Genomic DNA, 10,866 nt, shown 5'->3' with positions numbered 1-10,866 from the left:
AATAATGGGAATGAGCAAGGTAACAACGGAAGAGGATCCCAGAAAGAGAATGTTGGAAACGGGCAAGGGAACAATGGTAGGGGGTCTCAACAAGAGAATAGAGGGCACCAGTAAGGGAATGAAAAGAAGAATTAATAGAAATATGGAAGTGGGAGATTCATTTTAAAGCGAAAAGGAGTTATCTCGCTATTGCGGGCAGTAAAACTCCCATCTCAAAATTTGGCTGGGGCAAAGAAGTTAGGTGGGAGTTGGGCTGCTTAAAGTTGCACTTTATTATTCTATAGTTCTATTAAGAAGGAGTATGTGAGGAATATAATGGAGAAAAACATTCAACAAGAGAAAGATAAATCAAAACCTATTTTTTATGATCCGAAAGGAAGGAGAAACATAGCTTTTATCTCGTTTCTATGTATCTCAATAGTTAGCGTAAGTATTGTATTTTATTTTTTCTTTCAAAGTATTTTTACAACACCAGAAATTCCAAATATGAATCCTACTGTAAAACAAGATACGAAACTTGTACCAATTAATCAAAAGCTTAGTGACGAGCAGTTAAAGAAGGAAGAAGTCAAACCAAGTACCGAAATGAAGGATAATAAAAATTTGGTAAATCCGACGAACGATAGTAAACAACCTAAAGAAGTGTATGGTTTTTATGTAAATTGGGATGAAAATAGTACAGCGTCTTTAAAAGAAAATATTGATTCATTAACCACGTTAGTACCAGAATGGTATCATTTAAAAGAAGATTTAACGATTAGAAGTGAGATAAAACCAGAGATTGTAAAACTAGCGCAAAAAAATCTTGTGAAAATTATGCCGTTACTTACTAACTATACAGAAAAAGCTTCTGGACCTGATAGTGAGCTTATTCATAAGTTATTGAATTCGCCGAATGATGTGAAGACGAAATTTATTAATGATTTAGTAAAACAAGTTGAAAAGAATCAGTTTTCAGGTATTAATATTGACTTTGAGGCCGTACCTGAAAGTGATAGAGAAAACTTAACAAATTTTATGAAAGAACTTACTACGGTCTTTCATAAACATGATTTGCTCGTTACACAAGATGTTCCAGCTAATGATAAGGCTTTTGATTATGGTGCATTAGCAAAAATAATAGATCGTATGATTGTAATGATGTACGATGAGCACTATGGAGCGGGGGAACCAGGACCAATTGCTTCAAATAAGTGGTTCCAACATACATTGAATGAACTGAATATTCCGTCTAATAAACTTATAGTTGCTTTCGGTAACTACGGATATGATTGGGAAGTAAATAGTAAAAAACCTGCGAAGTCTTTAACTTTTTCAGAAGTTATGACAATGGCGAATGATTCCAATATGAAAATTCAATGGGATAACATGAGTGGAAATCCTTATTTTAGATATAAAACAGGAGAGAAAGAACATACTGCTTGGTTCTTAGACAGTGTTACTCTCTATAATCAAGTGAAAATCGCAATGGACAACAATGCAAAGGGGTTTGCGTTATGGAGATTAGGAGCAGAAGATCCTACAATATGGAAAGTTTTAAAAAATCCGATTGAGGCACAAAAAAATCCTGATGTATTACATAAAATCACTAGTTTAGATGAAGTGAATTATGCTGGACAAGGTGAAATTTTACAGATTGAGAATGAAAAGCAAAATGGATTGAGAGATTTTAAAGTAGGCAAAGATGGTTATCTTACAGATGAAGTATATCAATCTTTACCATCTGCATACGAAGTGCAACGATATGGAAAACCCAAAGGGAAACAAGTAGTATTAACATTTGATGATGGACCAGACCCGAAATATACGCCGGAAATTTTAGATATATTAAAAGAGAATAAAATAAAAGCTGCTTTTTTTGTCCTTGGTGAAAACGCGCAACTAAATCCTAGTATTGTAAAAAGAATATACGATGAAGGGCATGAAATTGGCAATCATACTTTCAAGCATCCTAACGTAGCTGATACGTCTTTACTACGAACAAAAGTAGAACTTAATACGACGCAACGTCTGATCCAGGAAATAACTGGGCATTCTACAGTTTTGTTTAGGCCACCATACGAAGCGGATGCTAACCCGGATTCCTCAAATGAAATATTGCCTATTTTACGGGCACAAAATATGAACTATACAATGGTAGCAGAAAAAGTGGATCCTGAGGACTGGGCAACACCATCAACTAATGAATTAGTAAAGCGTGCTCTTAATCCCGTTTATAAGGGAGAGGGAAATATTATTCTTCTCCATGATGCGGGAGGGAATCGTACCCATACGGTAGAGGCATTGCCGATCATTATTAAAGAGCTTAAAAAGCATGGATATAGTTTTGTAACAATTTCAGATTTAATGAATAAAGAACGAGATGAAATTATGCCCCCAGTTTCTTCTGAGGGTGAGCAATATTTACTTTACAATAAAGCTGTCTTTTCAGGGGCGGGATACTTTAAACATATATTAACAACTATTTTTTATATTGCTATTGGATTAGGGATTTTTCGATTCTTATTCTTAATTTATTTTGCATGGAAGCAAAAAAGAAAAACGTTATCTCGCTCTATTAATTCGTCCTACCAACCTTTTGTTAGTGTTGTCATAGCAGCATATAATGAAGAAAAGGTGATAGCTAAGACAATTCGCTCAATTTTGGATAGTAAGTATGGAGAATTTGAAGTTATTGTTGTGGATGACGGATCGACAGATGGTACGTCAAAAGTAATGCAAGAAACATTTTATAAACACCCTAAAGTTCGTTTCATTCAGAAAGAAAACGGCGGGAAATCATCGGCAATGAACCTAGGGTTTCAACAATCTCGAGGAGAGATTATTGTCACTTTAGATGCGGATACTATTATTGCGCAAGACGCTATTTCTCTCATGATTAGACACTTTGAAAATCAGAATGTAGCGGCAGTTTCAGGTAATGTCAAAGTGGGAAATAGACGAAACTTGTTAACTACTTGGCAACATGTTGAGTATATTACCGGGTTTAATTTAGAACGTAGAGCTTTTGATGAGTTAAATTGTATTACAGTAGTTCCAGGAGCTATTGGAGCATGGCGTAAAAAAAATGTAGTTGAATCTGGATATTTAAGTGAGGATACGTTAGCAGAAGATACGGATCTTACTATTACATTTTTACGTCAAGGATATAAAATTGTATATGAAGAAAAGGCCTATGCTTTTACGGAATCACCTGAAGATGTGAAAAGTCTCATTAAACAGCGATATCGTTGGTCATATGGTACACTCCAATGTCTTTGGAAACATCGAAAAGCAGTGTTTCATACAAAACATAAAACGTTAGGATTTATTGCATTGCCTAACATGTGGTTATTCCAATATGTTCTGCAATTCATTGCTCCTTTTGCAGATATTTTAATGATTATGGGGCTGTTTGGTAGCAATCCGCTAAAAGTGTTAGGGTTTTATCTTGTATTCTTTTTATTAGACCTTTTTGCATCTCTGTTTGCATTTAAATTAGAGAAAGAGGACCCTAAACCGTTAGTGTGGTTAATTTTACAACGCTTTATTTATCGTCAATTTATGACTTATGTTGTCATTAAATCTATATTCTCATCTATTCGAGGAGTAGCGGTAGGATGGAATAAATTAAAGAGAATGGGGAGTGTTAAGCATTCCGCGGAACATAAGGAGGCATCATAAGAGGGCAGTTGACCTGCTCTCTTTTTCATTAGTTTTAGTAAGTTGACTTTAGTTTTTGGACTAAAGTTTTTTTATTTTTTTTTAAATGACGGACACAAAATCTTATATCCTTTCGAATTATATATATGGATATCAATAATGTTTACATAAAAGGGGAGTAAGAAATATGAAAATGAATAAAGAAATGTACGTAGAAATCACTGAAGTGTTAAAAGTATTGGCACATCCTGTCCGTTTATCTTTAGTAGAAATAATGCTAACAAAAGGCCCTACTAATGTAACAACAATGTATGAAACATTACAAATGCCTCAAAGTACAATTAGTCAACATTTATCTAAACTAAAAGCCACTAAAATGGTTACAGGTACTCGGAAAGGATTAGAAATTTATTATGAAGTAACTGACAGTCGCACAAAATCAATATTAGCATGTTTAGTTTAAATACTGATTGTCTAGACATTAAGAAGATGATGCTAAAGTAATTCTATGACTACAATTTTTAAGATTTTATACGAAAGTAATATGTATAAGTGTATGTGATTTTCTTACTAACATAAGTTGTATGTAGACTGGTTATTAATTTGTTATACTTCTTAATTAGATTATTTTATTTAATAATATTGTATGATTTTTACCTTGTTAAATTTAATATTATTTTATTAAAAATTAGTAAGGTGAAGGATCATTTATGTACACATGAAATGTTTTATAAAGAGTACGACTTTACTCCAAAGCTACATTTTTAGTTTTTTATCTATAGATCTAATACTAAAGGGAAAAGAACTGAAATATAAATGTAATTGAAAGGAGTGAAGTAACAATGGAGGTAAGCCTTTTTTTAGGATTTTTTTGGGGATGGATAACGGTTATCATCTCAGGAATACTTTTTATGCGACCATCTATACTACGTGAACTGAAAAAGTTAGTGGTAGAAGACAGAGGATTTGGAATTATGTATGGCTTTCTATCAATTTTCCTCGGGTTAGGTACAGTTATCCTACATAATGTTTGGACACTTAATTGGCAGGGACTCATTACACTTATTGCATGGCTCGCACTATTAAAAGGGATTTATGTAATTGCATATCCTGAACCATCCAAGAAAACCGATTTTGAAGTAAGAGTGCTATCTACTCGTATAGTGCTTGCTATCCTTTGTGCTTTATCTTTATGGATGCTTATCATACTTTATATGAAATAGAGACAAATGTTTTTGAGCATGAGAGTATGTAGGTGGAAGTTTTCTATAGTTCATTGGAGTGGAATTTTATAGTTAACTGTAAGTTTAGTATTTTTCCCTTGTAGACATGTTTTTATAAATAGTGAGATGGGTAAAACGAAAAGAATCCTAAATAAATAGGATTCTTTTCGTTTTATAAAAGTGAATTTATCTTGTATCACTAATACAATTGATAATCGTTTTTCAGGAATATTCCCAGTTATCTATCTTGGTATACTCAATGTCGGCTATGTGACCATCTGGTCGAATCAAAATGGTATCTATATTTTTTAACTCGGAATCTTGTATTTCTCCTACAACTACCTTTATGTGCGAATCAATATTCATTTTATTTATCTTATCTATATAAGAAGGGTGAATTAATAAAATAAAGTTACCATCTTTCATTAATTCAAAGAGTTTATAACTTTTCTTATTTAGAGAAGAAATAGTGAGATTTGTACATCTTTTTCCTATTAATGGATGCCCTTCTGTATCGTGCATCGACGAATACATTATCCCTAAGCCACTTACTCTTTCAGATAAATCGTGATTTATCTCGGGGTATGTAAGTAGGTGCGAAAATAAATCCCTTAATTCCATTCCTGCGTTTGAAAAGTTTATCATTAATTGTTCTTGTGCTTGTACTTCCTTGAAAAATTGTTTTCCCACAGCATGTCTTTCAATATGATAACTTTCTAATAGGCTTTCATATTTTTTTTGTTTTATTGCGAGTCCTAATTTCCAGCCTATATTAAAAGCATCTTGTAGACCTACATTCAAACCTTGTCCTCCAGCAGGGAAATGAATATGTGCTGCATCCCCTGCTAAGAATACACGCTTATGTTGATAAGTATTTGCTAGTTTGGTTGCATTGCCAAAACGAGAAAGCCATATTGTGCTCTTAATTGGAAGATGTTCACCTGTAATACTATAAATACTATCTATAAACTCTTTTTCTGTAACAGCAACATGAACGGGTATTGTCTGATTCTTAGAATCAACAATTGCAAAACGAAATACATCAGGTGTAATAGGTACCATCATTAATATCCCATTTATATTAGAAGTAGATAAAAATGGAGTATCTGGTATATCTTCTAAAATAACATCACCTAATATAGCAGTAGTTGTTGTGTTTGTTCCATTAAACGGTATATTTGATAATTCACGAACTTTACTTCTTGCTCCATCAGCTCCTATTACATATGGAACTTCTATTATAGATATTGTTTCTCTTTGTTCTATTTCTAGTTGTACGAATGTTTCATATTGTTTTAAGTCTTTCAGAGTATGCCCGCGTTTAATGACTACACCTAATTCTAATGCACGTTCTTCTAATATTTCTTCTGTAATAGATTGGGGAATAAAAAGTGTATACGGAAAATCAGTATTTAAATTTTTAAAGTTTAATCTTGTATCTAAGGCAGCAAAATGACTCGTATTTAATTTCTTGCCTCTAGCTAAAAATCGATCTGCAATACCTCTCATAGCCATCAATTCTAAGGAGCGGGGGTGTAGTGTGAGTGCTCTAGAATTTCGTACCCGGTCTAATCTTCTCTCTAAAACAACAACTTTTACGCCTTGGATAGCTAATTCACATGCTGCCATAAGTCCAACTGGACCACCACCAACTATCGCTACATCATAATAATTGTCCATATCATACCCTCCATTTATTTAATTGTTTAAGAGCTAATGTAAAAATGTAAATAGATTTATAAATGCTATCTATTGTACATATATAATTATACTTCATTTTAGTTTCCTTGGAAACTAAAATGAAGTTCCTAGGAGAAGTCTACATAGTAAGTGTGTAGTTAAAGCTGTATAGCGTGTCTGCAGCAGTAGCCATTGGATAGCATTGATATGTAATGGCTACTGCTGCAGATTCTTCTGCTTGTGCTATTTGGGGTAAAAATGCTACTACTGTAGTTCTATGTGGGAGTTGTAAAGGTCTTTCTGCTATTCGTAGTTTTAATGAAGTAGTAGTGGTTTTAACTCGACTTCAAATAATTCGCTTTCCATTTCATTAAGTGCATACATTGATACAGGATATGGAGAGGTATTAGATAAGACTTGTGATGAAAGAAGTTCTCCTGATGATGAGTAAAATGTAACAAACACTTGTGAAAATGGAGGGACCATAATGATTACACGATCAGCTTTTTGTAACGTATTAACCAACTCCAAAATAATATAGTTTTATAAAAATCAAAAAATAATAGATAAATATAAAGATATTATTATGGGTACTTTTCCGATAGTGAATTAAGAAAATTAATAAACTCTTTATTTTATTGTAAATAATTTAAGAGCACACAAATATGCGTGCTCTTAGAATAGAAAGGTAGTTTTCTATGAGTAGGGAGTCCCCATATAATAAAATATGCTTGTCCAATTTAAATGTGAGAAGTTTTTTATAAAAATGCTATTTGGTAAGTCTATGTGAAAAAACACCTTGTACAGAAACTCTTTGCAAAGTATTTTGTCTGCAGTCATGATTATTAAAGTTGATGAGAGCTGTTATCCGACTAATAAAACTAGCCATTAAGCTCCCAAAAAAGAAACCCCATCGACCAGTTACTAGAGCGACAGTTAAGAAAAGAGTGCTATTAAAATAATTAGTATTAAAGATGTTCCTTTATATGAAGTGAATTCTGAAAACAGGAAACAATTATAGTCCATCTATCACTTATGATTGCTGTTAATTATATGGAGCATGTAGAACTAGGATTGAAGAAAGTCCCGATATTTGTGCATATTCCACTTCAGATTATTATACAGGTAATTTATATTTGTTATTGCTATAATTCGCAAAAGGATACATTCATAAGGGGATATTTTAAAAGATTAGCGGTGATCAATATATATAGTGTCAAATGCAGTGACGATGTTTTACTATGACTATGAGATAACCTGTATTTTTCTAGGCATAATAAAACCACATCTCAAATTGTTGATTATATGTCTAACAACTAGGATGCGGTTCAATTAATAAAAAGTGTCCGAGTTAAATATAAGGTAAAAAGTATAGGATACTTTTGTTATAAAGAATATTTATAGATCAATGTTATTGTTTTTTACTTCTGAAAGATTTGGGGTTCTAAATTAAGAGTTGTTGGAGTCCCACTAATATAACATTTCAGTAGAAATATTGAACTACTAATATGAATGTAGAAGATTTAATAAAGACGGTAATGTTCTGTTAGTCATGTAATCTTTTCATTTGATGATCTTTTCCCCATTCACATAGTTCATCCATAATTTGCATTAAAGATTTCCCGTATTCACTTATTGTGTATTCAACCTTTGGTGGTACTTCTTGATATACAGTACGATAGATAATGCCATCAGCTTCAAGTTGCCGAAGTTGTTGTGTAAGAACTTTTTGCGTAATGTTTGGGATTTCTCGCCGGATTTCATTTGTCCGCATTTTTCCATCCATCAAAACACATAAAATATGAACTTTCCATTTTCCACCAATTACATCGAGTGTCGTTGCAATTGGGCAGTCTTCATTTTGATTCATATAACACCTCCACAGGTACTTTAAGGTTCCTATAGCACTTTAAAGTACGTACTTTTCAATTATATGTGACTCATTCATACTAATACGTAAAGGATTGATTAATTTATAAAGGGGATGGAAGATGATGAAAACACTTGTAATTGTAGCACATCCTGATATTGAAAAATCAAAAATTAATAAAAGATGGATTGAAGAACTTGAGAAATATTCGGATGAAATTACGGTGCATGAATTGTATAAAGTGGCACCGAATTGGGAGTTTAATGTGGAAGAGGAACAAAAGCTGTTAGTAGAACACGACCGATATATATTTCAATTTCCACTCTACTGGTACAGCTCACCACCATTATTGAAAAAATGGTTTGACGATGTATTAACATATGGATTTGCTTACGGATCAAAAGGGGATAAAGTGAAGGGGAAAGAGTTTGGGGTAGCTATTTCTATAGGTGGATTAGAAAAAGACTATGAAAATAGCGGAATCACGATGGATGAGTTAACGAAACCATTTCAAGCTACGTGCTTATATACAGATATGAAATTTATACCTTCATTTTATTTATATGGTGCCGAATATAAATTAAGTGATGAAGAGATTGATAAAAGTGCACCTGAGTATGTACGATATGTGATGAATAAGGAGTATTCTAATATATAAGAGGAAATAGCCATTTACTTGTTAAGTAGATGGCTATTTTTATTGATTTTATATTCACTAAGTGTAATCTTTAGTAAATTAATAGTTAATCTGATAAAATAAAAAATCTAACATATATAAAGGGGAGTTTTACTTGAGAACGATGCAAAAATTATTACAAAAAAGAGCAATGCAATCACCAAATTTGGAAGCGCTTGTAGGCGGAGAGAAAAGGTATTCGTTTCAGCAGTATAATGAACGAGTAAATCAGCTGGCACATTATTTGTTACATAATGGTGTGCAAAGAGGGGATCGTATAGGAATACTATGCAAAAATAATCACCCGTTTCCAAGCGTTATGATGGCAAGTTTAAAAATTGGAGCGGTATGTATTCCGCTAAATCATCAGCTTACTGTTTATGAACTAGAAACGATTGTAAAAGAAGCGAAATTAAAAGTGTTAGTTATTGATGAAGAATTTAGTGAAGTGTTATTAAAGATTGATGCTGTTAAAGAAATTCCTTATGTAATGAAAACGACAGAAGAAGGCTTTGGTTCATTTGAATTAACATTACAAGAACAGCCAATGACAGAACCGAACGTAGAGGTTCATGAAGATGATGATGCAATTTACTTATTTACTTCAGGAACGACTGGACAGGCGAAAGCATGTGTAATTGGACATAAAAACTTACATCATTATTTTATTGAAATTGCGGGCCAAAGAGAATTTCCTGCAGGTGAACGCTTTTTATCCGTGCATCCATTGTTCCATATGAGTGGCGTGCTTTCTATTTTAAATTGTATTTATCATGGCGTTACGATGATCTTCTTAGCTGATTCGAATCCTACTCTTATTTGGGATAAAATTGAAGAAGAGAATATTACAACGATGCTTGCGTTCCCAGCTGTTTATAGCTACATGCTTGATGAGCTAAATAAAAAAGAACGTAACATTTCAACTTTTAAAGTAGCACAAAGCGGTGGTACAAAAGTGCCAGAAACACTTATTCAAAAATATATGGAAAAAGGAATATATATGGTGCAAGGCTATGGGAGTACAGAAGGTTGGGTTGTAACTTCATGGCATCCAATGATGGGAAAAGAAAAGATGTCTTCTGTAGGAAAAACACTGAAACATGTAGAGTTAAAAATTGTTCATCCAGAAACAGGTGATGAACTAACAACAAATGAAGTCGGAGAAATTCATGTAAGAAGTCCATACATGTTTAAAGGGTATTGGAATAATGAAAAGGCGACAAAGAAGGTAGTAAAAGATAATTGGTTTAACATGGGCGATGCTGGCATGATAGATGATGACGGATTCCTGCATATTATGGGAAGATATAAAGACGTTATCATACGCGGTGGTGATAACGTATATCCAGATCAAGTAGAAGATGTCATTCATGAACTACATGGTGTTTTAGAAGTTGCAGTAATTGGAGTTCCAGATGACTTTTGGGGAGAGATTCCGACAGCGTACATTGTAAAAGATATGCAAACGTCTTTAACGGAAGAAGACATTATGCAGCACTGTAAAGAAAAACTAGCAAGCTATAAAATACCCGAAGTTGTATTTATGGAAGAATTACCGAAAAATGCTTTAGGGAAAGTGCTGAAGAGGGAATTAAGGGAAGACGTACTTGTAAAATAATAAGTGATTAGATGATGAGGAATCCAGTTATGTACAAACCATAACTGGATTTTTTGTTTATGATTCTGTTAGTGGATATTGTTAATATTTGAAACTTTTTGTTTATTTTTAGTGTAATATTGAAAATAAAGGAAGTTAATTCATTTCAGTACAAGGG

General features: G+C 33.0%; 7 protein-coding genes. 5 read left to right on the top strand and 2 right to left on the bottom strand.

From position 1 onward, the window contains the following. Positions 1–315: 315 nt before the first annotated feature. The 3 genes from FS742_RS17505 to FS742_RS17495 all read left to right on the top strand — a co-directional run bounded on the left by FS742_RS17505 (position 316) and on the right by FS742_RS17495 (position 4,865). Entirely contained in the window at positions 316–3,663 is a 3,348-nt protein-coding gene (locus FS742_RS17505; RefSeq protein ID WP_144613985.1) for a trifunctional glycoside hydrolase family 18/polysaccharide deacetylase/glycosyltransferase family 2 protein, read from the top strand. A 166-nt stretch (positions 3,664–3,829) separates the two neighbouring features. After that, positions 3,830–4,105: an ArsR/SmtB family transcription factor gene (locus FS742_RS17500; protein WP_144613983.1), complete on the top strand. Its 276-nt coding sequence runs from the start codon at positions 3,830–3,832 to the stop codon at positions 4,103–4,105. Positions 4,106–4,484: 379 nt separating this feature from the next. After that, positions 4,485–4,865, top strand: a complete 381-nt coding sequence (locus FS742_RS17495; protein WP_144613981.1) for a hypothetical protein — start codon at positions 4,485–4,487, stop codon at positions 4,863–4,865. A gap of 222 nt (positions 4,866–5,087) precedes the next feature. Here the strand turns inward: FS742_RS17495 and FS742_RS17490 are convergent, their stop codons facing one another. After that, positions 5,088–6,545: an FAD-dependent oxidoreductase gene (locus FS742_RS17490; RefSeq protein WP_144613979.1), complete on the bottom strand. Its 1,458-nt coding sequence runs from the start codon at positions 6,543–6,545 to the stop codon at positions 5,088–5,090. Between the two features lie 1,546 nt (positions 6,546–8,091). After that, positions 8,092–8,415, bottom strand: a complete 324-nt coding sequence (locus FS742_RS17480) for a winged helix-turn-helix transcriptional regulator (RefSeq protein WP_144613977.1) — start codon at positions 8,413–8,415, stop codon at positions 8,092–8,094. 124 nt (positions 8,416–8,539) lie between these two features. On the opposite strand from FS742_RS17480, the gene FS742_RS17475 reads away from it, so the two are divergent. Together FS742_RS17475 and FS742_RS17470 are read left to right on the top strand one after the other, a co-directional pair. Continuing rightward, positions 8,540–9,073, top strand: a complete 534-nt coding sequence (locus tag FS742_RS17475; RefSeq protein WP_141539405.1) for an NAD(P)H-dependent oxidoreductase — start codon at positions 8,540–8,542, stop codon at positions 9,071–9,073. Positions 9,074–9,206: 133 nt separating this feature from the next. Continuing rightward, on the top strand, positions 9,207–10,709 hold the full coding sequence (locus FS742_RS17470) for a class I adenylate-forming enzyme family protein (RefSeq protein WP_144613975.1): 1,503 nt from the start codon (positions 9,207–9,209) through the stop codon (positions 10,707–10,709). The last annotated feature ends 157 nt before the right edge of the window (positions 10,710–10,866 follow it).

It is taken from the genome of Bacillus cereus, assembly GCF_007678085.1.
In the GTDB taxonomy this organism is placed as follows: Bacteria; Bacillota; Bacilli; order Bacillales; family Bacillaceae_G; genus Bacillus_A; species Bacillus_A cereus_BE.
Note: the sequence above shows the minus strand (reverse complement) of the source record. Positions and strands in the feature narration are given on the sequence as shown.